This window comes from Pusillimonas noertemannii (assembly GCF_003096595.1).
Taxonomy (GTDB): Bacteria; Pseudomonadota; Gammaproteobacteria; order Burkholderiales; family Burkholderiaceae_B; genus Pusillimonas; species Pusillimonas noertemannii.
Window position 1 is genome coordinate 17,322 of the sequence record NZ_QEKO01000001.1, and the last position, 18,883, is coordinate 36,204.

23 protein-coding genes are annotated in these 18,883 nt (G+C 62.8%); 19 read left to right on the forward strand and 4 right to left on the reverse strand.

From position 1 onward, the window contains the following. The first annotated feature begins 10 nt into the window (after positions 1 to 10). From rplF to rplQ, 13 genes are all read left to right on the forward strand, one after another. A complete protein-coding gene (rplF, locus tag C7440_RS00105; RefSeq protein WP_017524014.1) occupies positions 11 to 544 on the forward strand; it encodes a 50S ribosomal protein L6 in 534 nt (177 codons plus the stop codon). Positions 545 to 565: 21 nt separating this feature from the next. Further along, on the forward strand, positions 566 to 931 hold the full coding sequence (gene rplR / locus C7440_RS00110) for a 50S ribosomal protein L18 (RefSeq protein ID WP_017524015.1): 366 nt from the start codon (positions 566 to 568) through the stop codon (positions 929 to 931). 13 nt (positions 932 to 944) lie between these two features. After that, positions 945 to 1,463: a 30S ribosomal protein S5 gene (gene rpsE, locus C7440_RS00115; protein WP_017524016.1), complete on the forward strand. Its 519-nt coding sequence runs from the start codon at positions 945 to 947 to the stop codon at positions 1,461 to 1,463. 3 nt (positions 1,464 to 1,466) lie between these two features. Beyond that, positions 1,467 to 1,655 carry a 50S ribosomal protein L30 gene (gene rpmD / locus C7440_RS00120; RefSeq protein WP_017524017.1) on the forward strand — a complete coding sequence of 63 codons (189 nt, stop codon included), beginning with the start codon at positions 1,467 to 1,469 and terminating at the stop codon, positions 1,653 to 1,655. 11 nt (positions 1,656 to 1,666) lie between these two features. Continuing rightward, on the forward strand, positions 1,667 to 2,107 hold the full coding sequence (gene rplO / locus C7440_RS00125; RefSeq protein WP_017524018.1) for a 50S ribosomal protein L15: 441 nt from the start codon (positions 1,667 to 1,669) through the stop codon (positions 2,105 to 2,107). 11 nt (positions 2,108 to 2,118) lie between these two features. Then, the gene (gene secY, locus C7440_RS00130; protein ID WP_026067852.1) at positions 2,119 to 3,444 is read left to right on the forward strand and encodes a preprotein translocase subunit SecY; all 1,326 of its coding nucleotides are present in this window, start codon (positions 2,119 to 2,121) and stop codon (positions 3,442 to 3,444) included. A 10-nt stretch (positions 3,445 to 3,454) separates the two neighbouring features. Next, positions 3,455 to 3,673, forward strand: coding sequence for a translation initiation factor IF-1 (gene infA, locus C7440_RS00135; protein WP_009523889.1), 219 nt, complete (start codon positions 3,455 to 3,457; stop codon positions 3,671 to 3,673). 32 nt (positions 3,674 to 3,705) lie between these two features. Next, the gene (gene rpmJ, locus C7440_RS00140; RefSeq protein ID WP_003805360.1) at positions 3,706 to 3,819 is read left to right on the forward strand and encodes a 50S ribosomal protein L36; all 114 of its coding nucleotides are present in this window, start codon (positions 3,706 to 3,708) and stop codon (positions 3,817 to 3,819) included. A 36-nt stretch (positions 3,820 to 3,855) separates the two neighbouring features. Beyond that, the gene (gene rpsM / locus C7440_RS00145) at positions 3,856 to 4,221 is read left to right on the forward strand and encodes a 30S ribosomal protein S13 (protein WP_017524020.1); all 366 of its coding nucleotides are present in this window, start codon (positions 3,856 to 3,858) and stop codon (positions 4,219 to 4,221) included. 14 nt (positions 4,222 to 4,235) lie between these two features. Next, complete coding sequence (gene rpsK, locus C7440_RS00150; RefSeq protein WP_017524021.1) at positions 4,236 to 4,637, forward strand: 30S ribosomal protein S11; 402 nt, start codon at positions 4,236 to 4,238, stop codon at positions 4,635 to 4,637. 9 nt (positions 4,638 to 4,646) lie between these two features. Next, entirely contained in the window at positions 4,647 to 5,270 is a 624-nt protein-coding gene (gene rpsD, locus C7440_RS00155) for a 30S ribosomal protein S4 (RefSeq protein ID WP_116516994.1), read from the forward strand. A gap of 151 nt (positions 5,271 to 5,421) precedes the next feature. Then, a complete protein-coding gene (locus C7440_RS00160) occupies positions 5,422 to 6,408 on the forward strand; it encodes a DNA-directed RNA polymerase subunit alpha (protein ID WP_017524023.1) in 987 nt (328 codons plus the stop codon). A 197-nt stretch (positions 6,409 to 6,605) separates the two neighbouring features. Further along, the gene (gene rplQ / locus C7440_RS00165; protein ID WP_026067853.1) at positions 6,606 to 6,995 is read left to right on the forward strand and encodes a 50S ribosomal protein L17; all 390 of its coding nucleotides are present in this window, start codon (positions 6,606 to 6,608) and stop codon (positions 6,993 to 6,995) included. Between the two features lie 105 nt (positions 6,996 to 7,100). Here rplQ and C7440_RS00170 read toward each other — a convergent pair whose 3' ends face one another. Continuing rightward, on the reverse strand, positions 7,101 to 7,730 hold the full coding sequence (locus C7440_RS00170; RefSeq protein ID WP_116516995.1) for a Vgb family protein: 630 nt from the start codon (positions 7,728 to 7,730) through the stop codon (positions 7,101 to 7,103). Between the two features lie 106 nt (positions 7,731 to 7,836). Continuing rightward, on the reverse strand, positions 7,837 to 9,057 hold the full coding sequence (locus C7440_RS00175; RefSeq protein ID WP_116517931.1) for a helix-turn-helix domain-containing protein: 1,221 nt from the start codon (positions 9,055 to 9,057) through the stop codon (positions 7,837 to 7,839). Between the two features lie 278 nt (positions 9,058 to 9,335). On the opposite strand from C7440_RS00175, the gene C7440_RS00180 reads away from it, so the two are divergent. The 4 genes from C7440_RS00180 to dsbD all read left to right on the forward strand — a co-directional run bounded on the left by C7440_RS00180 (position 9,336) and on the right by dsbD (position 13,869). Continuing rightward, on the forward strand, positions 9,336 to 10,505 hold the full coding sequence (locus C7440_RS00180) for an ABC transporter substrate-binding protein (RefSeq protein ID WP_116516996.1): 1,170 nt from the start codon (positions 9,336 to 9,338) through the stop codon (positions 10,503 to 10,505). Between the two features lie 4 nt (positions 10,506 to 10,509). Further along, entirely contained in the window at positions 10,510 to 11,424 is a 915-nt protein-coding gene (locus C7440_RS00185) for an alpha/beta hydrolase (RefSeq protein ID WP_116516997.1), read from the forward strand. A gap of 77 nt (positions 11,425 to 11,501) precedes the next feature. Further along, on the forward strand, positions 11,502 to 11,828 hold the full coding sequence (gene cutA / locus C7440_RS00190; protein WP_116516998.1) for a divalent-cation tolerance protein CutA: 327 nt from the start codon (positions 11,502 to 11,504) through the stop codon (positions 11,826 to 11,828). Positions 11,829 to 11,859: 31 nt separating this feature from the next. Beyond that, on the forward strand, positions 11,860 to 13,869 hold the full coding sequence (gene dsbD, locus C7440_RS00195) for a protein-disulfide reductase DsbD (protein WP_116516999.1): 2,010 nt from the start codon (positions 11,860 to 11,862) through the stop codon (positions 13,867 to 13,869). 391 nt (positions 13,870 to 14,260) lie between these two features. Here dsbD and hemB read toward each other — a convergent pair whose 3' ends face one another. Both hemB and yihA read right to left on the reverse strand, forming a co-directional pair. Beyond that, positions 14,261 to 15,271 carry a porphobilinogen synthase gene (gene hemB / locus C7440_RS00200; RefSeq protein WP_017524031.1) on the reverse strand — a complete coding sequence of 337 codons (1,011 nt, stop codon included), beginning with the start codon at positions 15,269 to 15,271 and terminating at the stop codon, positions 14,261 to 14,263. Continuing rightward, positions 15,268 to 15,891, reverse strand: a complete 624-nt coding sequence (gene yihA / locus C7440_RS00205) for a ribosome biogenesis GTP-binding protein YihA/YsxC (RefSeq protein ID WP_017524032.1) — start codon at positions 15,889 to 15,891, stop codon at positions 15,268 to 15,270. The genes hemB and yihA overlap by 4 nt, the downstream gene beginning before the upstream one ends. A 160-nt stretch (positions 15,892 to 16,051) precedes the next feature. Here yihA and C7440_RS00210 point away from each other — a divergent pair, with 160 nt between their 5' ends. Both C7440_RS00210 and C7440_RS00215 read left to right on the forward strand, forming a co-directional pair. Then, positions 16,052 to 16,744 carry a c-type cytochrome gene (locus C7440_RS00210; RefSeq protein WP_017524033.1) on the forward strand — a complete coding sequence of 231 codons (693 nt, stop codon included), beginning with the start codon at positions 16,052 to 16,054 and terminating at the stop codon, positions 16,742 to 16,744. Between the two features lie 161 nt (positions 16,745 to 16,905). After that, positions 16,906 to 18,879: a cytochrome c biogenesis protein ResB gene (locus tag C7440_RS00215; protein WP_051019248.1), complete on the forward strand. Its 1,974-nt coding sequence runs from the start codon at positions 16,906 to 16,908 to the stop codon at positions 18,877 to 18,879. Positions 18,880 to 18,883 lie beyond the last annotated feature (4 nt).

An 18,883-nucleotide genomic window follows, 5' to 3' on the forward strand; every position in this document is an offset into this window, starting at 1 on the left:
GGAGATTCATATGTCACGTATCGCAAAATATCCGGTCTCGCTGCCCAAAGGGGTGGAAACCAAGATCGAAGCCAATCAGATCGTCGTCAAGGGCCCCTTGGGCACGTTGGCCCAGCCCCTGACCGGCGACGTCGATATCAAGCTCGAGAACGATCAACTGACGTTTGCCGTTGCCAACGATTCCCGCCATGCGCATGCCATGTCGGGTACGCTGCGCGCGCTGGTGAACAATATGGTTACCGGCGTCAGCAAGGGCTTCGAACGTAAATTGAACCTGGTCGGCGTGGGATTCCGCGCCCAGGTGCAAGGCAACGCGCTGAAACTGCAACTTGGTTTCTCGCATGACATCCTGCACGAGATGCCCGAAGGCATCAAGATCGAGTGCCCCACCCCCACCGAAGTCGTGGTCAAGGGCGCCGACAAGCAGGCCGTCGGCCAAGTAGCCGCGGAGATCCGCGCCTACCGCCGTCCCGAGCCCTACAAGGGCAAGGGCGTGCGCTATGCCGACGAGCGTGTCATCATGAAAGAAACCAAGAAGAAATAAGCGCGCAGGCAAGGACGAATCATGGACAAGAAAATCTCCCGTTTGCGTCGTGCGGTATCGACCCGCCGGAAAATCACCGAACTGCGCGTACATCGCCTGTCGGTTTTCCGCTCGAACCTGCACATCTACGCGAACATCATCTCGCCGGAAGGCGATCGTGTGCTCGTCAGCGCTTCGACGCTCGAACCCGAAGTCCGCAAAGAGCTCGCAAGCAAGAACGGCAACGGCGGCAACGTCGATGCGGCGGGCCTGGTGGGCAAGCGTGTGGCCGAAAAAGCCAAGGCTGCCGGTATCGAGCAGGTCGCCTTCGACCGCTCGGGCTTCCGTTACCATGGCCGCGTCAAGGCGTTGGCCGATGCCGCGCGTGAAGCCGGCCTGAAGTTCTAAGAAGGATTATCAAATGGCTAAAGCACAAGGTAAGCACGCCGAGAAAGAGAACGACGACGGCATGCGTGAAAAAATGATCGCGGTCAACCGCGTCAGCAAAGTGGTCAAGGGTGGTCGCACCATGAGCTTTGCTGCGCTGACCGTGGTTGGCGATGGCGACGGACGCATCGGCATGGGCAAGGGCAAGGCCCGCGAAGTGCCGGTTGCGGTTCAGAAGGCCATGGAGCAAGCTCGTCGCGGCCTGTACAAGGTGCCCCTGAAGAACGGCACGCTGCATCACACGGTGGTGGGCAAGCATGGTGCATCCACCGTGCTGATCTCGCCGGCCGCCGAAGGTACCGGTGTTATCGCCGGCGGCCCGATGCGCGCCATCTTCGAGGTAATGGGCGTGCGCAACGTCGTGGCCAAAAGCCTCGGCTCCAGCAACCCGTACAACATGGTCCGCGCCACGCTGAACGGCCTGCGGGCATGCTCGACTCCCGCCGATGTCGCCGCCAAGCGTGGCAAGTCGGTCGAAGATATTCTGGGGTAAGTCATGACGACACAGAAGCAAATCAAAGTTACGCTCGTGCGCTCTGTCATCGGCACCAAGCAATCCCATCGCGACACGGTTCGCGGCCTGGGCCTGCGTGGTCTGAACAGCAGCCGCGTGCTGGTCGATACGCCCGAGGTGCGTGGGATGATCCGTAAAGTGGATTACCTCGTCACCGTCTCGGAAGCCTGAAAGGAATCGGGATGTCTGATACTCAACTGAACACACTGCAGCCGGCCCCCGGCAGCAAGCACCCCAAGCGTCGCGTAGGCCGCGGAATCGGTTCCGGCCTGGGCAAGACCGCGGGTCGCGGCCACAAGGGCCAGAAGTCGCGTTCCGGCGGCTTCCACAAGGTCGGCTTCGAAGGCGGTCAGATGCCGCTGTATCGCCGCCTGCCCAAGCGCGGTTTCACTTCCCGCAGCCAGATGCTGCGCGCCGAAGTTCGCCTGTCCGACCTTCAGGCCCTGCCCGTCGACGAAATCGACGTCCAGGTCCTCAAGCAGGCCGGCGTCATCGGCCAGAACGTGCGCTACGCCAAGGTCATCAAGTCCGGCGAGCTGAGCCGCAAGGTCTCGCTCAAGGGCCTGAGCGCCACGGCCGGTGCGCGCGCCGCAATCGAAGCTGCCGGCGGTTCGCTGGTTTAAAGGGGTAGCGGGTGGCTAAAGCTCAGGCACAGAGTAAGACGGGGGCAAAGTACGGCGACCTCAAGCGCCGTCTTGTCTTCCTGGTGCTCGCCCTGGTGGTTTATCGTCTTGGCACGCACATACCCGTGCCGGGCATCAACCCCGACGCGCTGGCCGAGATGTTCCAGCAAAACCAGGGTGGCATCCTAGGCTTGTTCAACATGTTCTCGGGCGGCGCTCTCGAGCGCTTTTCGGTGTTCGCCCTGGGCATCATGCCGTACATTTCGGCAGCCATCATCATGCAGCTCATGGCTGTCGTGGTGCCTACCCTTGAAGCCATCAAGAAAGAAGGCGAATCGGGCCGTCGCAAAATCACCCAGTACACCCGCTACGGCACGGTGTTTCTGGCTCTGATCCAGGCGGTGGGCATTTCCGTTGCGCTTGAATCGCAGCCCGGGCTGGTCATCGACCCCGGCATGCTGTTCCGCTTCACGACCATCGTTTCGCTGGTCACCGGCACCATGTTCGTCATGTGGCTGGGCGAGCAGATTACCGAACGAGGCATCGGAAACGGCATCTCCATCATTATTTTCGCCGGTATCGTGGCGGGCCTGCCCAGTGCACTGACAGGCATGCTCGATCTGGTGCGCACCGATGCAATGTCGATTCTTTCGGCCCTGTTCATCCTGGTGCTGGTGGTGGCGGTTACCTACTTTGTCGTATTTGTCGAGCGTGGCCAGCGCCGTATCACGGTCAACTACGCCAAGCGCCAGGTCGGCAACAAGGTCTATGGCGGACAAAGCTCGCACCTGCCGCTCAAGCTGAACATGTCCGGCGTGATCCCGCCCATTTTCGCGTCGTCGATCATTCTGCTGCCCGCCACGGTAACCAGCTGGTTCTCCAGCAACCCCAACATGCGTTGGCTGGGCGACCTGGCTGCCGCGCTTGCGCCGCACCAGCCGCTGTACGTCACGCTGTTCTCGGCATTGATCATCTTCTTCTGCTTCTTCTACACGGCCCTGGTGTTCAACAGCCGTGAAACCGCAGACAACCTGAAGAAGAGCGGTGCTTTCATTCCGGGTATCCGTCCGGGCGAGCAAACGTCTCGCTACATCGACAAGATACTCATGCGCCTGACTCTGGCCGGGGCCATCTACATCACGCTGGTGTGCCTGTTGCCCGAGTTCATGCAGATGCGCTGGAATGTACCGTTCTACTTTGGTGGCACCTCTTTGTTGATTATTGTAGTGGTGGCTATGGATTTCATGGCTCAAGCGCAAGCTTACATGATGTCTCACCAATACGACTCGCTGCTCAAGAAGGCGAACTTCAAGGGCGCGGGCTTGCCAATGCGGTAAGAAGAACACAATGGCAAAAGACGACGTCATACAAATGCAAGGAGAGGTTCTCGAGAACCTGCCCAACGCTACTTTTCGCGTCAAGTTGGAGAATGGTCATGTGGTGCTGGGCCATATTTCGGGCAAGATGCGCATGCATTACATCCGGATTCTGCCGGGTGACAAGGTTACAGTGGAGCTCACGCCCTATGACCTGTCTCGCGCCAGAATTGTATTCCGCTCTAAATAAGCGGCCGGGCTAAAGGAAACTAGGAGTCAACCATGAAGGTAATGGCATCGGTAAAGCGGATCTGCCGCAACTGCAAGATCATCAAACGTCACGGCGTGGTGCGTGTCATCTGCACCGACCCGCGTCACAAGCAGCGTCAAGGCTAATGGCCGCGTCGCAACAGATTTAAACAAGGAACAGTCATGGCCCGTATCGCTGGCATCAACATTCCGCCGCATAAACACGCCGAAATCGGACTTACCGCTATTTTTGGTATCGGTCGCACGCGCGCACGCAAAATCTGCGAAGCGTCGGGCATCGAGTATTCCAAGAAAGTGAAAGATCTGACCGACGCCGAGCTCGAACGCATCCGTGAACACGTCAACGTGTTCACCGTCGAAGGCGATCTGCGTCGCGAAGTGCAACTTTCGATCAAGCGTCTGATCGACCTGGGAACCTACCGCGGCATGCGCCACAAGCGCGGCCTGCCTGTCCGCGGTCAGCGCACGCGCACCAACGCGCGCACCCGCAAGGGCCCGCGTCGCGCAGCGGCTTCCCTGAAGAAATAATCGAGGATTAGAAGATGGCGAAAGCTTCCAACAGCGGCGCGTCGCGCGTACGCAAGAAAATCAAGAAGAGCGTTTCGGACGGCATCGCGCACGTTCATGCGTCCTTCAACAACACGATCATCACCATTACCGATCGCCAGGGCAACGCGCTGTCCTGGGCGACGTCGGGCGGTGCCGGCTTCAAGGGCTCGCGCAAATCCACTCCGTTCGCCGCTCAGGTGGCTGCCGAGTCGGCTGGCCGCGTGGCACAAGAATACGGCATCAAGACACTCGAAGTCCGCATCAAGGGCCCCGGCCCCGGCCGCGAGTCTTCGGTGCGCGCCCTGAACGCGCTGGGCATCAAGATCTCCAGCATCTCGGACATCACGCCCATTCCGCACAATGGCTGCCGTCCGCCCAAGCGCCGTCGCATCTAAGGGGAAACCATGGCACGTTATATTGGACCTAAATGCAAGCTCTCGCGCCGCGAGGGCACCGACCTGTTTCTGAAGAGCGCCCGCCGCTCGCTCGATTCGAAGTGCAAGCTCGAGTCCAAGCCCGGCCAGCATGGCCGCATCTCGGGCGCCCGCACTTCCGACTTCGGCCTGCAGCTGCGTGAAAAGCAAAAGCTCAAGCGCATGTACGGTGTGCTCGAGAAGCAGTTCCGCAAATACTTTGCCGAAGCCGAGCGCCGCCGTGGCAACACCGGCGAAACGCTGATCCAGCTTCTGGAATCGCGCCTCGACAACGTCGTCTACCGCATGGGCTTCGGCTCCACGCGCGCCGAAGCTCGCCAGCTGGTCAACCACCGCTCGGTCGAACTCAACGGCAAAACGGCCGACATCGCGTCGATCAGCGTCAAGCCCGGCGACATCATCTCCATCCGCGAGAAGTCCAAGGGCCAGCTGCGCATCCGCGAGTCGCTCGATCTGGCTTCCGGCCAAGGCTTCCCCCAGTGGGTTGAAGTCGACGCCAGCAAGCTCGTCGGCACCTACAAGCAGGTTCCCGATCGTTCCGACGTCGCCCGCGACGTGAACGAATCGATGGTCGTCGAATTGTATTCTCGCTAAGAGCGGCATTCGCACTGCATCGCAGCTTCAAGCCACAGCCCGGTTTTCAGTCATTTGCTGGAAGCTGGGCTGTGTCAGCTACCGCCGGACAACCGGTTCATCCGTCAGCCTTATCGGTGTAACGAGCCGAGGGTATTGAAAAGGAACACACATGTCGTCTCAAGGTTTTCTGAAACCCCGTTCTATCGAAGTCGAGCCCGCCGGCAAGAATCACGCCCGCGTCATCATGGAGCCGTTCGAACGCGGCTACGGCCATACGCTGGGCAATGCGCTGCGCCGCATCCTGCTGTCGTCCATGACCGGCTATGCCCCGACCGAGGTGCAGATTACGGGTGTTGTGCACGAGTACTCCACCATCGCCGGCGTGCGCGAAGACGTCGTCGACATTCTGCTGAACCTGAAGGGCGTGGTCTTCAAGCTGCACAACCGTGACGACGTCACGCTGGTGCTGCGCAAGGAAGGCCAGGGCGTGGTCACGGCCGCCGACATCGAGCTGCCGCACGACGTCGAGATCATCAATCCCGATCACGTCATCGCCAATCTTACCGAGGCCGGCAAGCTTGAAGTCCACATCAAGGTCGAGCAAGGCCGCGGCTATGTGCCCGGCAACGTTCGCGCCCTGGCCGACGACCGCTCGCACACCATCGGCCGTATCGTGCTCGACGCTTCGTACAGCCCCGTGCGCCGCGTCAGCTATGCGGTTGAAAGCGCCCGCGTCGAGCAGCGCACCGACCTCGACAAGCTGATCCTCGACATCGAGACCAACGGCGTCATTTCGCCCGAAGAGGCTGTGCGCCAGTCGGCCCGCATCCTCATGGACCAGATCTCGGTCTTTGCCGCGCTTGAAGGCGTGGGCGATTCCTACGAGGCACCGGTACGCGGCGCCCCGCAGATCGACCCCGTGCTGCTGCGTCCGGTCGACGACCTCGAGCTGACCGTGCGTTCGGCCAACTGCCTGAAGGCCGAAAACATCTACTACATCGGCGATCTGATCCAGCGCACCGAAAACGAGCTGCTCAAGACCCCCAACCTGGGTCGCAAGTCGCTCAACGAAATCAAGGAAGTCCTTGCCGCACGCGGCCTGACCTTGGGCATGAAGCTCGAGAACTGGCCTCCCCTGGGCCTGGAACGTCCCTAAGCAGCAAGCAAAGGCCGGCATGCGTGCCGGCCTTTCGCCGCGAGCCGGCATTTTGTAAGAAGTCGCCGGCCCGCAAGCAGTACCCCCTGTTTTTTCGTGTATAGTTTTGCCCCTGATCCGGCCCGCAGCATGTCTGATAGAAGAGCCGGCTTATCGCGAAAAATCATTTCGCTTAAATAGATTCAAAGGAAAACATCATGCGTCACCGTAGTGGTTTGCGTAAACTCAACCGCACCAGCAGCCATCGCCTGGCTATGTTCCGCAACATGGCTGTTTCGCTGCTTACCCACGAAGCCATCAAGACCACGCTGCCCAAGGCCAAAGAGCTGCGCCGCGTCGTCGAGCCCCTGATCACCCTGGGCAAAGAGCCCAGCGTCGCCAACAAGCGCCTGGCTTTCGCCCGCCTGCGCGACCGCGACGCAGTGGCCAAGCTGTTCGACGTGGTCGGCCCGCGCTACAAAGAGCGCAACGGCGGCTACACCCGCGTGCTGAAGATGGGCTTCCGCCAGGGCGACAACGCCCCCATGGCCTTCATCGAGCTGGTCGATCGCCCCGAAGTCGAAGAAGCGGAAGAAGCGGCCGAGTAACACCGCTTGCGCCGGCGGCCTGCCGCCGGTGTGGCTTCAAGATTATTCAAGCACACGCCCTGGTATGGCATTGTCCATACCAGGGCGTGTCGTTTCCCGGGGCGCTTACGCCCGGCGCACCACCCGGATCTTTCCGCTGTCGCCGCCGCCGCAGAACAGCAGGTTGCCGCCGTTCGACTCCAGGCCCGACACTCCGGTTTGGGCCGGCATATTGATGGTCTCGAGTACTTCGCCGGTGTCGGGATCGATGCGCCTGAGCTCGCTTGCACCGTCTTCCCAGGTGCCGTGCCACAGCTCGTCGCCAGCCCAGCTTATACCCGTCACAAAGCGGTTGGATTCGATCACGCGAAGCACCGCGCCGCTGTCGGGGTCGATCTGGTAGATTCTGCGGTCTTGGTAGCCCCCGGCCCAAAGCATGCCTTCGCCCCAGGCAAGGCCTGAAGCGCCGACCGTTTCCGGCAGGGGAATCGTGCCGAGTACGCGGCCGCTTTCAGGGTCGATTTTCTGGATGTGGTCCGAGGCTATCTGGTATAGATGGCGTCCGTCGAAGGCTGTGCCCGCGTTCGCCGGCACGTCGATCGATCGCAGCGTCTTGCCGTTTGCGGGATGGAGCGCGACCAGCTTGTCGCCGTTAGCGAACCAGATATGGCGGCCGTCGTATGAAACGCCGTGCACGCTGCCGGTATCGGGAAAGGGCCCGTATTCATGGATGATGTGAGCAGTCGATTTTTTCATGTTGACTCCTAAGTATTCAAGAAATGCCCGCCTGCCATGCCGGCTTGGCGCCTGCTTGCCTTGACATGGCCGGGGCGGATAAAGGAGTGGTCACCACGCTTTCATGCTAATCGACCGCCAGCGGAAGAGAGAGTAACAAGCTTGTCGTGAATCCGGGCAGGGGCGAGGACATCCAGCGGCGCGCCGGGCCTCGGCCCTGGCTCTGAGCCTGGCCCGAGGCGGCCAGCGTGTCCAAAGCCCGCTGGACGCTGCGCTGGCTGACATTCAGGGCAAGAGCCAATGCCGAGCTGGGCCAGGACTCTCCATCGGCAAGCAGGGCCAGAATTGCGCCATGTTCGGTTTCATGCGGCCGGGCAAGCACCCCGACTTCACTCGAATGAAGGGGCTTGAGAAGGAAGCCCCGCGGAGTCGTATGTATTTCGGCCACCGGGGCAAGCAGCTTGCGCAGGCGGCCGATTTCCACGCGCAGCCGGGCGCGATGCGTTTCGTCCGCGATCTTCATGCGGAAGACCTTTGCGATAAGCGCATCGCGCGATACATCGCGCGGCCATGCTTCGCCCAACATGCGGGCCAGGCCAAACAGCACGGGGCGTGTGGCAAGCGGTACGGTATTGTCCAGGCGCCACAGCGCGTTGCGGCAGGCATCCACCACAAGCATCTCCGACTCGTGCAAGGCCTGCACCTCTGCAAGCCTGAGCTTGCGCTCCAGGCCATGAAGAAAAAGGCGCGCAACGGGCGCATCCAGCTCTTTCTGCGCCTGTCGGACTTCGGCCATCAGGGCGGGTATGCCGGATTGCCCGGCCGCGGTTGCCGCGCGCCCAAGCGCGGCGTGGGCCATGTCGGCGCGGCCGCGCCGCATGGCGATGCCGGCCGCAATCAGCTCATGCGTGGATTTCAGGGCGGGTGGAGCGATGTCGGGCTGCGCTTCGTCCAGCAAGTGTTGCGCCTCGTCCAGCCGTCCCAGCAGCAGGAGCCGCCGGGCCGAGATGTATCGCGCCTGCTCGGCGTTGGCGTGGTCGCCTTGCGCCTGCAGCGTGATGCGTGCCGCATGAAGCATCTTGCCGGGCCATGCCACATCGCGTGAAACGAGTGCAATTTCGGCTTCGGCGACGATGCATCGTGCTCGAGCCTTGGGATTTCGTGGGCCGAAGCTGCGCGCCGCGCGGCGTATCAGAACCCGCGCCCGCGCAAGATCGCCAAGCTGCGACAATGCGATGCCTCGCAGGGCAAGCGCGTCCGCGTCGTCGCGCAAGGCAACGAGGTTCAAGGCATCGAGGGGGCTGCCCGAAGCCAGCGCCCGCGCGGCGGCCGAGATCAGCGGATCCATGCCGTTGGTGCCCAATTCTCTTCCTCTCTTGATTGCCGACAATCCAATATTGCTCTTCACCCTCCATGCGTGGCAAGCCACGATGGTGCCCCCGCCGTCCAGGTTTTCTCCAGGCGGAAGGACGGTGGTTCCGCAAGGCGGCATATTGGATTTCCCATCTTGTGCACGGTTATAAAACCAACTAGAATTTCGACGATAAGAATTTTTTTATAAAATATGGCCGTCGCTGCCCGCGCAATGCCAAGGGGGCCGGCCGTTCTCATACAGGACGGAGAAACATGTTTCGCAAGATCGCATTGGCGTGCCTGGGCACGATAAGCCTGGGCCTGGCTCAGACCGCCGCCTCGGCCGAGCCGCTACGCATCGGCTTCATCACCACCTTGTCCACTCCCGCCGGCTACATCGGCGAAGACCAGCGCGATGCCTTCAAGCTGGCCATCGACCAAGAGGGCGGCAAGCTGGGCGGCGTGCCGGTGGAAATGGTGCTTGAAGACGACGGACTGAAACCCGCCACGGGCAAGCAGTCGGCCGAGAAGATGCTGCAGGAAGGCATCCAGTTGTTCACCGGCATCAATTTCTCGAACGTGCTCATGGCGGCGGCGCCGACCATACTGAAGAAGGACGCTTTCTACGTCAGCCTGAACGCGGGACCCTCTGTGTTTGCCGGCAAGCGCTGCGACAAGAACTACTTTGTCGCCTCGTTCGAAAACACCTCGCTGCACGCGGCGGCGGGGCAGGCGGCCAACGAGCAGGGCATCAAGAATATCGTCTTGCTGGCGCCCAACTACCAGGCGGGCCGGGACGCGCTCGAGGGCTTCAAGCGCCTGTACAAGGGCAAGGTGATGGCCGAGATCTATACCAAGCTCGACCAGTCCGATTTTTCGGTCGAGCTGGCCCGGGTGCGCGACCTGGCTCCTGACGCCATCTACCAGTTTCATCCCGGCGGAGCCGGCATCAACTTCGCCAAGCAGTACGCGAATTCGGGGCTGAGCAAGCAGGTTCCGATGTTCCTGCCGGTATTTTCGATGGACTTGCGCATGATCCAAGCCACGGGCAATGCGGCCGAGGGCGTGTACTCGACCGCGCTGTGGTCGCCACTGCTGGACGTGCCTGAAAGCAAGCAGTTCGTCGAAGACTTCAAGAAGGCCTATGGCCGCGTGCCCACCCATTACGCCGCCTTGGCTTACGATACAGCCCTGCTGATCGCCTCGGCCCTGAAAGCCGTGGACGGAGACCTGAACCGTGCCGACGAGTTCCGCGCGGCACTGCAAAAGGCGGACTTCAAGTCCGTGAGGGGCAATTTTGCCTTCGACACCAATCATCATCCCATTCAGGATTATTATCTGACCAGGATCGAACGCGACGCCGACGGCAATCTCATGCCCAAGGTGCTTTCGAAGGTATTGAGCAGCCAACGCGATGCGTTCGCGGCCGAATGCTCCTTGTAATGAGATGGAGGCAGGTGTGGGTCACGGCAGTCAGGACGCTCCCGTCCGCAACGAAGTCGAGCTTTTCTTCCGCGACCTGACCGAGCGGGGCCGTCAGTACGACGCCCGGGCCTCGGTCGCCGATTTCGATGCCTGCGTGGCCGAATACGCCCGGCTGGCGCGCAAGGTAAATAACGAGTGCGTGGGCATCTACGACCTGCGCTACGGCCAGTCGCAGGCCGAGCGCCTCGATATCTTCCCCACGGCGCTGGGCGCGCAGCCTGCGCCGGTCTTCGTGTTCATCCACGGGGGCTACTGGCGCTCGCAAACCAAAGAAGACGCCCCCATCATGGCCCAGGCCTTCACTCGGGCCGGGGTTGCGGTATGCGTGCTGGAATACACGCTGTTGCCCGAGGCCACGCTGGCCGAAGTCGTGCGCCAGGTGCGCAGCGCGGTGGCATGGCTGTATCGGAACGGGGCCGGCTATGGCATTGACCCCGATCGCCTGTATGTGGGAGGAAGCTCGGCGGGCGCGCACCTGGCCGCCATGGTGGCGGCGCAAGGCTGGACCGCTTCTTACGGTCTGCCTCACGACCTGGTCAAGGGCGTGGCGGGCCTGAGCGGCCTGTACGAGCTGGCGCCGTTGTGCCAGATCGCGGCCAGCGAATGGCTGCAGCTGCATGCCGACCAGACGCCGCGTGTCAGTCCCTTGCATCATCTGCCCCGCGCCGGCTTGCCCATGGTGCTGGCGGTCGGAGGGCTGGAAACCGACGGCTTCAAGAACCAGACCGAAGCCTATGACGAGGCATGCCGCGCCGCCGGCCTGGCGGTGAACCGCGTACACGTGCCCCAGTGCAACCACTTCGATCTGCTGTGCGAGCTGGCGGAACCGCAAAGCGAACTATGCCGGGCGGTACTCGAGATGGCAGGCCGGGCCTGACGGAACGCGCCCTGGGCGCGCCGCAGCCGGTAAATCGGTAAAATGGGCTGTTTCAAGTCTTTTCGGGTTTGACGTCCATGGCGCAAGACGTGGTGGTGGTGCTAAGCAATGCCCCCGATATGCTGTTGGCCAAGCGCATCGCCCACATGCTGGTCGAAGAGCATCTGGCCGCCTGCGTGAACCTAGGCGCTCCGGTCCTGTCCATGTACATGTGGGAGGGCGAGCTCGAGGGCACCGAAGAGATCCCCCTTGTCATCAAGACGACCCAGGCGGCGCTGCCGGCCCTGACTGAGCGGCTGACCGAACTGCATCCCTACGAGGTGCCCGAGGTTCTGGTCCTGCCGGTGGCCGGCGGGGCCCAGCCATACCTGGACTGGGTACGTCGGCAAACGTCTGCACCGTAGCCGCGGTGCACCGGGCATAAGGAAAATACGAATGTTGTCGAGGCTGAGCGCCGGAAACCGGCGCAGCAGTGTGTGGATGCGCATGCATGGCGCAATGTGCGCCGGGCGCGCCAGGGCGGCGCGCTGTGTTCATGCAGCGTGGCTGGGCTTCGTCATGCTTGTGGCGGCGGCTGCCTTGCTTGCCGGCCCGGCCCAGGCCGAGGAAGATTTCCTCGATCCGGCCGACGCCTTCGTGCTGACGGCCGCCATGGCCAACCCCACCGAGCTTCAGGTGCATTTCCGGATCGCGCCCGACTACTACATGTATCGCGGGCGCTTTGGCTTCGAAGCCGATGCGCCGGTGGCGGGCGAGCCCATCTTTCCGCGGGGCACGGTCAAGTACGACCCCACCTTCGACGAAGACATGGAGGTCTATCACGAGCAGGTAACGATACGCCTGCCCCTGCAAGCGGGCGCCGCACAGCCCGTGCCCCTGCGCATCACCGGCCAGGGCTGCGCCAATGCCGGCCTGTGCTATCCGCCCATGACCTTCACGCTGCACCTGGTGCCTGTCGAGCAAGGGTATGCGCTGCAGGGGAAAGAAGCCGTCGAAAGCGTGCCGCCGCCTCGCGACGAAGTGACGCCGGCCCGGGCCGCGCAGCCGCTTGACGGGGCTGCTTCTTCCGGCGACGCCGGTTTGGGCGGGGTGCTGGGCCTGGGCGACACCGGCCTAGCTTCCCATCTGGCCGGCATAGGCTGGGCCGAGCTGGTCGGCCTGGCGCTGTTGTTCGGCGTGCTGCTTACCTTTACGCCCTGCGTCCTGCCCATGGTGCCCATCGTGCTGGCCGTGGTGGCGGGCGACGCCGGCCGCGGCAGCCGCTGGCGGGGCCTCGGCCTGGCTGCGTGCTACGTGCTGGGCATGTCGGTGGTCTATACGGCGCTGGGCGTTGCGGCCGGCCTCATCGGCGCCAGCCTGGCCGCCTGGCTGCAGACGCCCTGGGTGCTGGCGGTCTTTGCCGTTTTGCTGGCCTTGCTCGCCCTGGCCATGTTCGACGTCTACACCTTCCAGGCGCCGGCCAACCTGCAGGCCAGCCTGAGCCAGCGCGCCGCCCGCATACCCGGCGGACGCTGGGGCGGCGCCTTCCTCATCGGCATGGTCTCGGCCCTTATAGTCGGCCCCTGCGTCGCCGCGCCCCTGGCCGGCGTCCTGCTGTTCATCTCGCAGACCGGCGACGTCGTGCTGGGCGGCAGCGCCCTGTTCGCCATGGCCTGGGGCCAGGGCCTGCTGCTGCTGGTGCTGGGCGCCACCTCGGGTGCGCTGATGCCCCGTTCCGGCCCCTGGATGGACGGCATGAAACAGTTCTTCGGCATGCTCTTGCTGGCCACCGCCTGGTGGATGGTCCAGCCCGTGGTGCCGGCGTGGCTGGGCCTGCTGGGCTGGGCCTTCCTGGGCCTGTGCGCAGCCGTCCTGCTCGGTACTTTTGGCGGGCACGCCAATACCCAGGCGCCGTCCGGCGCGGCAGCCCTGTGGCGCGGCTTGCGGCGCGCACTAGGCCTGCTGCTGGCGGTCTGGTCGATATTGCTTCTGGTGGGCCTGGCCGGAGGCGCGCGCGACCTCTTCAGGCCGTTGGCCCCGTTTGCGGCAACGGCCATCGGGGCGTCCGCCGGCGGCAGCTCCGCCGCCCTGCCCGGCGGCGAGGCGCCGGCCTTTACACGTGTAAGTTCCTTAGCCGAGCTCGACCGCCTGGTGGCCGAATCCGATAAGCCCGTGATGCTCGATTTCTACGCCGACTGGTGCGTCTCGTGCATCGAGATGGAGCGCTTTACATTCAGCGAGCCGCAGGTGGCCCAGCGCATGTCGAACTTCCTGCTATTGCAGGCCGACGTCACCGCCAACACCCAGGACGACCGAGAGCTGCTGCGCCGCTTCAGCCTGTTCGGACCGCCCGGCATCATCTTCTTCGACCGGCAGGGCCGCGAGCTGGACCAACGCGTGGTCGGTTTCCAGAACGCCGCGCGCTTCGGCGCCGTGCTCGATGGCGTGATTCAAAAGTCGGGTTGAATCGGCGCTGCGTCCTACCCAATTCTGAGGGCGAGGTGCGGGGAGCTACTTTCAGTCCGTTCAGCGCGTGCCGAATTTCTCTGGATTGGTCGGGGGCTTTCGGCGACAGCCTGTCTGAATCCCGAGGCGCGAAGCGACGAGGTTGAGTTCTGCCGCCGCCCGGCCGATCCAGAGAAATTCGGGAAGCCCCGCGCAGCGGGGCCGCGTGATGCGGATTGAAAATAGCTCCCCGCACCTCGCCCGACTTAAAGACCCAAACACAGAACTAGGCCCAAAAACAGAACCCCTAAAAGCACAAGGTCCGCCGAATCAACCTAGGCGGGCCTTGTGCACATACATACGCTGCAGAAAAACTAAGTAATAAAAGCGAGCCTCAAAAAAACAGCAATTCTCAAGCCTTTAACAACTTGGCGGCATGAATCGCGAAGTAAGTCAGAATCCCATCGCCGCCCGCCCGCTTGAACGCCAGCAGCGATTCAAGCACCACCTTGTCGTGATCCAGCCACCCGTTTGCGGCGGCGGCCTTCAGCATCGCGTATTCACCGCTGACCTGATAGGCGAAGGTGGGCATGCCGAAGGCCTGCTTGACATCGCGCAGCACGTCCAGATAAGGCATGCCTGGCTTGACCATCACCATGTCCGCGCCTTCGCGGATGTCGGCCGCCACTTCGCGCAGGGCCTCGTCGCGGTTGGCCGGATCCATCTGGTAGGTGGCCTTGTTCGACTTGCCGAGGTTGGCCGCCGACCCCACCGCATCGCGGAAGGGGCCGTAGAAGGCGCTGGCGTACTTGGCCGAGTAGGCCATGATGCGGGTGTAGATGTGATTCTGTTCCTCGAGGGCGCGGCGGACCGCGCCGATGCGGCCGTCCATCATGTCGCTCGGGGCGACGATGTCGACGCCGGCCTGGGCCTGCACCAGCGCCTGCTTGACCAGGATCTCGACCGTGGGTTCGTTCAGCACATAACCCTGTTCGTCGATGACGCCGTCCTGGCCGTGGCTCGTGTAGGGGTCGAGCGCAACGTCTGTAAGTACGCCCAGTTCGGGAAAGCGCTGCTTGATCGCCGCCACCGTGCGCGGAATCAGCCCATCGGGGTTCGCCGCCTCGATGCCGTCGGGTGTTTTCAGGCTGGCATCGATGGCCGGAAACAGCGCCAGCACCGGTATGCCCAGTTGCACACATTCCTCGGCCACGTGCAGCAGCGTGTCGGGCGAATAGCGCAGTACGTCCGGCATGGAAGGAACCGGCTGGCGCACATTTTTGCCCTCGGTGACAAAGACCGGGTAGATGAAATCGTCGGCGCTGAGCGAGTTTTCGCGCACCAGCCGGCGTGAGAAATCATCGCGCCGGTTGCGGCGCGGGCGCGAAGAAGGAAAATCGACGGAAGGCAGAAATTGGGTCATGGCACAACCTTGGGGGAAATCCAGTTTTCGATATGGGCGGCGGCCTCTTCAAGCCCGATGCGATGGGTGGCCGAAAACGGTACCGCCGCCAGCGTGCCCAGTTCGGCAAGCTCTTTGCGCACGCTGGCCACGGCTTTGAGCCTTTGGCCGTAGGGCAGCTTGTCGGCCTTGGTCAGCAGGGCCAGTACGGGCTTGCCGGTGGGCGCGATCCAGTGCGCAAGCCGGCGGTCGAGCTCGGTGACGCCGCGGCGGATGTCCAGCAGCAGCACCACGCCGGCCAGCGATTCGCGCTGGCGCAGGTAGCCGCCCAGCACCTCGGCCCATTCTTCGCGGGCGTCGCGGGCGACCGACGCATAGCCGTAGCCGGGCAGGTCTACCAGAAAGCCCAGCGACTGCCCGGGGTCGAGCGGGTCGGGGATGCCGAACAGATTGATCAGGCGTGTGCGGCCGGGGGTTTTGCTGGAAAACGCCAGCCGCCTCTGGTTGGCCAGCACATTGATGGCCGACGACTTGCCGGCGTTCGATCGCCCGACGAATGCGACTTCGGAGGTGGTGGGGGGCGGCAACTGGTCGAGGCGGGCGGCCGAAACAGTGAAAGAGGCGCGGTGCAGGATGGACAATGTAGGGCCTGAGCAGTTTGATTCAACCGCTATTGTATAATTTCGGATTTGAAACTGTTGCGGTCATTATGCGCGGGCCTTTTTGGGCCCGTAAATTTGACATTGTCATAGCCGGCAAGGGCCGGCGCCCAGATCGAATAAGCGATCCGTCGAGGTTTTCATGAAGCGTGTGCTTTCCAGAATATTAATTATCAGCGGCGTGATGCTTGGCTGTTCCGTGATGTCCGTCGGCCATGCCCAAGGCCCCGCTGCCAAGCCCGACGCGGCCAAGGGCGAAGCCCTGTACACCAATGGCGATGCGGCGCGCGGCATTATTGCCTGTGCCAGCTGTCATGGGCCCGGCGGCAACAGCACGCTGCCCATCAACCCCAACCTGGCCGGCCAGGCACACGAATACATTGCCCGCCAGCTGCACAACTTCAAGTCCGAAGAAAACAAGCCCGCCAAGCGCACCGGCCCGGGCGGCGCGCCCACGCCCATGACACCCATGGCCCAGCCCCTTAACGACGAAGACATCCAGAACCTCGCCATTTACCTGGGCCAGCAGCCGCTCAACTTCGAAACCGCCGCCACGGCGAGCAACGAAGAAACCATGCAGCGCGGCCAGCAGATCTGGCGCGGCGGTATCCCCGAACGGCGCGTGCCGGCCTGCGCAGGCTGCCACTCGCCCAACGGCGCCGGCATTCCGGGCGAGTTCCCCCGTCTGGCGGGCCAGTTCCCCAGCTATATCGAAGAGCAGCTCAGGCTGTTCCGCAGCAACGACCGCGCCAACGAAATCATGCACGACATCGCCGACCGCATGTCCGACCGCGATATCTCGGCCGTGGCCGATTACGCGGCGGGTCTGCGCTAAAGCATAAAAAACCAGCCCGGCGCCAGAACCAAAACCGCGCCGGCCGGTCTGTCAAAGGGGGAGCCGATATCGGCGGCCCCCTTTTTTTTAGAATTGAAGCCGTGAACCAAACATACTCCCTGCGAAGCTTCGGCGCAGACCTGATCGAACTGCTGGGTTCGATGCGGTTCGCGGTCAGCCTGCTGATGTTCATCTGCGTGGCCAGCATCATCGGCACCGTGCTGCAGCAAAACCAGGTGGCCAACAGCTATATCGACCAGTTTGGCCCCTTCTGGTTCCAGCTGTTCGACCAGTTCGCCATCTGGCATGTATACAACAGCTGGTGGTTCCTGCTGATCATGGCCTTCCTGGTCGTGTCCACCAGCATCTGCCTCATGCGCAACACGCCCAAGATGGTGCGCGACATGCGGTCGTTCCGCGAATACGTGCGCGGCAGCAGCCTGCGTGCCTTCCATCACCGCGTCGAGGCCCAGTCGCCCCAGGCGCCGGCCCAGGCCCTGCAGAAACTCGCCCCCTGGATGCAGTCGCATGGCTATCGCTACAAGGTGCGCCAGGACGGCGAGGCGATTATGGTGGCGGCCAAGAAAGGCTCGGCCAATCGGCTGGGCTATATTTTTGCGCATGCCGCGATCGTGGTGATTGCCGTGGGCGGCCTGCTCGACAGCGAGCTGCCCGTGCGCCTGCAGGTATGGCTGGGAGACAAGCAGCCCATTACCCAGAACATGCTGATCTCTGAAGTACCCGAAACCGGCAGGCTGCCGGCGGTGAACCCCAGCTTCCGCGCCAACATGCTTCTGCCCGAAGGCAGCAGCAGCGCCAGCGGCATCGTCGCCGTGGGCGACGGTGTGCTGGTGCAGCCCATACCTTTTTCCATAAAGCTGAACAAATTCGAGGTGGAGTATTACTCTACCGGCATGCCCAGCTCGTTCAAGAGCTATGTCGAAGTCAACGACCCCGACACCGGCGAAAGCTTCGAGCGCCTGATAGAAGTGAACGAACCGCTGCGCTACAAGGGCGTCACGGTGTATCAGTCCAGCCTCGACGACGGCGGCAGCAAGCTCAAGCTTACCGCCTACCCGCTCGAAGGAGCCGGCGGCAAGCCGTTTCCTGTCGAGGGCACGGTGGGCCAAAGCAGCCAGGTCACCCTAAGCGGCCAGGGCGGCGCCCATGACGTAACGGTGGACATGTCGGGCCTGCGCGTAATCAACGTCGAGAACATGGCGCCGGGCACCGAGCCCCAGCCCAAGGCCATGATCGACCATGTGGCGGCGGTTACGGGCAGTGCGGCCGGCGCCTCGAACGAGCATCTGCGCAACGTGGGCCCCAGCGTGCAATATCGGGTCATCGGGCGCGACGGCCAAGCGTACGAATATAATAACTACATGCTGCCCATCGTGCTCGATGGCCATGCCGTGTTTCTGGCGGGTGTCAGGCAGTCCGAAGCCGAGAACTACCGCTACATCCGTATCCCGGCAGACGCCAACAGCTCGGTGGCCGAGTTCATGCATTTGCGGGCGGCATTGCAAGACCCGTCGCTGCGCGAACAGGCGGCAAGCAGTTTTGCCCAGGCCAACGCCAGCAACGATACGCAGCGGCCCCTGCTGCAAAGGGCGGTGCAGGGCGCCATCGACGCATTCGCCCGGGGCGGCTTCAATGCCATTATCGAGCGCGTGCCCGAAAACGAGCGTGAAAGCGTGCTGGGCTTCGCGGTGCCCATGATCCAGCTTACGCTCACCGAGTTGTACGATATGGACCGCGAGCGCCGCGGGCTCGAGGCCAACAGCCACACTGAAGAAGGCGCAGACTGGCTCAGGCTTGCGGTGTTGGCGCTGGCCAACCTGCCCGATTATCCGGCGCCCGTGTTCATGTCGCTGAACAGCTTCGACCAGGTGCAGGCCAGCGTGTTCCAGATCGCCCGCAGCCCCGGCAAGAACACGGTCTACCTGGGTTGCCTGTTCCTGGTCATAGGCGTGTTTTCGATGTTCTATATTCGCGACCGGCGCATCTGGGTGTGGATCACCCCCGAAGGCGACGGCAGCCGGATGCAGGCCGCCATGACTTCGCAGCGCCGCAATCTTGATTTCAGCCAAGAGTTCGAACGCTTCCGCGACGCATTCCGGCGCTTGTTCACGTAAGAGG

Bases quoted from the DNA above. Each gene is read 5' to 3' on its own strand.
- rplF (WP_017524014.1), top strand. From the start codon at position 11: ATGTCACGTATCGCAAAATATCCGGTCTCGCTGCCCAAAGGGGTGGAA.
- rplR (WP_017524015.1), top strand. From the start codon at position 566: ATGGACAAGAAAATCTCCCGTTTGCGTCGTGCGGTATCGACCCGCCGG.
- rpsE (WP_017524016.1), top strand. From the start codon at position 945: ATGGCTAAAGCACAAGGTAAGCACGCCGAGAAAGAGAACGACGACGGC.
- rpmD (WP_017524017.1), top strand. From the start codon at position 1,467: ATGACGACACAGAAGCAAATCAAAGTTACGCTCGTGCGCTCTGTCATC.
- rplO (WP_017524018.1), top strand. From the start codon at position 1,667: ATGTCTGATACTCAACTGAACACACTGCAGCCGGCCCCCGGCAGCAAG.
- infA (WP_009523889.1), top strand. From the start codon at position 3,455: ATGGCAAAAGACGACGTCATACAAATGCAAGGAGAGGTTCTCGAGAAC.
- rpmJ (WP_003805360.1), top strand. From the start codon at position 3,706: ATGAAGGTAATGGCATCGGTAAAGCGGATCTGCCGCAACTGCAAGATC.
- rpsM (WP_017524020.1), top strand. From the start codon at position 3,856: ATGGCCCGTATCGCTGGCATCAACATTCCGCCGCATAAACACGCCGAA.
- rpsK (WP_017524021.1), top strand. From the start codon at position 4,236: ATGGCGAAAGCTTCCAACAGCGGCGCGTCGCGCGTACGCAAGAAAATC.
- rpsD (WP_116516994.1), top strand. From the start codon at position 4,647: ATGGCACGTTATATTGGACCTAAATGCAAGCTCTCGCGCCGCGAGGGC.
- C7440_RS00160 (WP_017524023.1), top strand. From the start codon at position 5,422: ATGTCGTCTCAAGGTTTTCTGAAACCCCGTTCTATCGAAGTCGAGCCC.
- rplQ (WP_026067853.1), top strand. From the start codon at position 6,606: ATGCGTCACCGTAGTGGTTTGCGTAAACTCAACCGCACCAGCAGCCAT.
- C7440_RS00170 (WP_116516995.1), bottom strand. From the start codon at position 7,730: ATGAAAAAATCGACTGCTCACATCATCCATGAATACGGGCCCTTTCCC.
- C7440_RS00175 (WP_116517931.1), bottom strand. From the start codon at position 9,057: ATGGATCCGCTGATCTCGGCCGCCGCGCGGGCGCTGGCTTCGGGCAGC.
- C7440_RS00180 (WP_116516996.1), top strand. From the start codon at position 9,336: ATGTTTCGCAAGATCGCATTGGCGTGCCTGGGCACGATAAGCCTGGGC.
- C7440_RS00185 (WP_116516997.1), top strand. From the start codon at position 10,510: ATGGAGGCAGGTGTGGGTCACGGCAGTCAGGACGCTCCCGTCCGCAAC.
- cutA (WP_116516998.1), top strand. From the start codon at position 11,502: ATGGCGCAAGACGTGGTGGTGGTGCTAAGCAATGCCCCCGATATGCTG.
- dsbD (WP_116516999.1), top strand. From the start codon at position 11,860: ATGTTGTCGAGGCTGAGCGCCGGAAACCGGCGCAGCAGTGTGTGGATG.
- hemB (WP_017524031.1), bottom strand. From the start codon at position 15,271: ATGACCCAATTTCTGCCTTCCGTCGATTTTCCTTCTTCGCGCCCGCGC.
- C7440_RS00210 (WP_017524033.1), top strand. From the start codon at position 16,052: ATGAAGCGTGTGCTTTCCAGAATATTAATTATCAGCGGCGTGATGCTT.
- C7440_RS00215 (WP_051019248.1), top strand. From the start codon at position 16,906: ATGCGGTTCGCGGTCAGCCTGCTGATGTTCATCTGCGTGGCCAGCATC.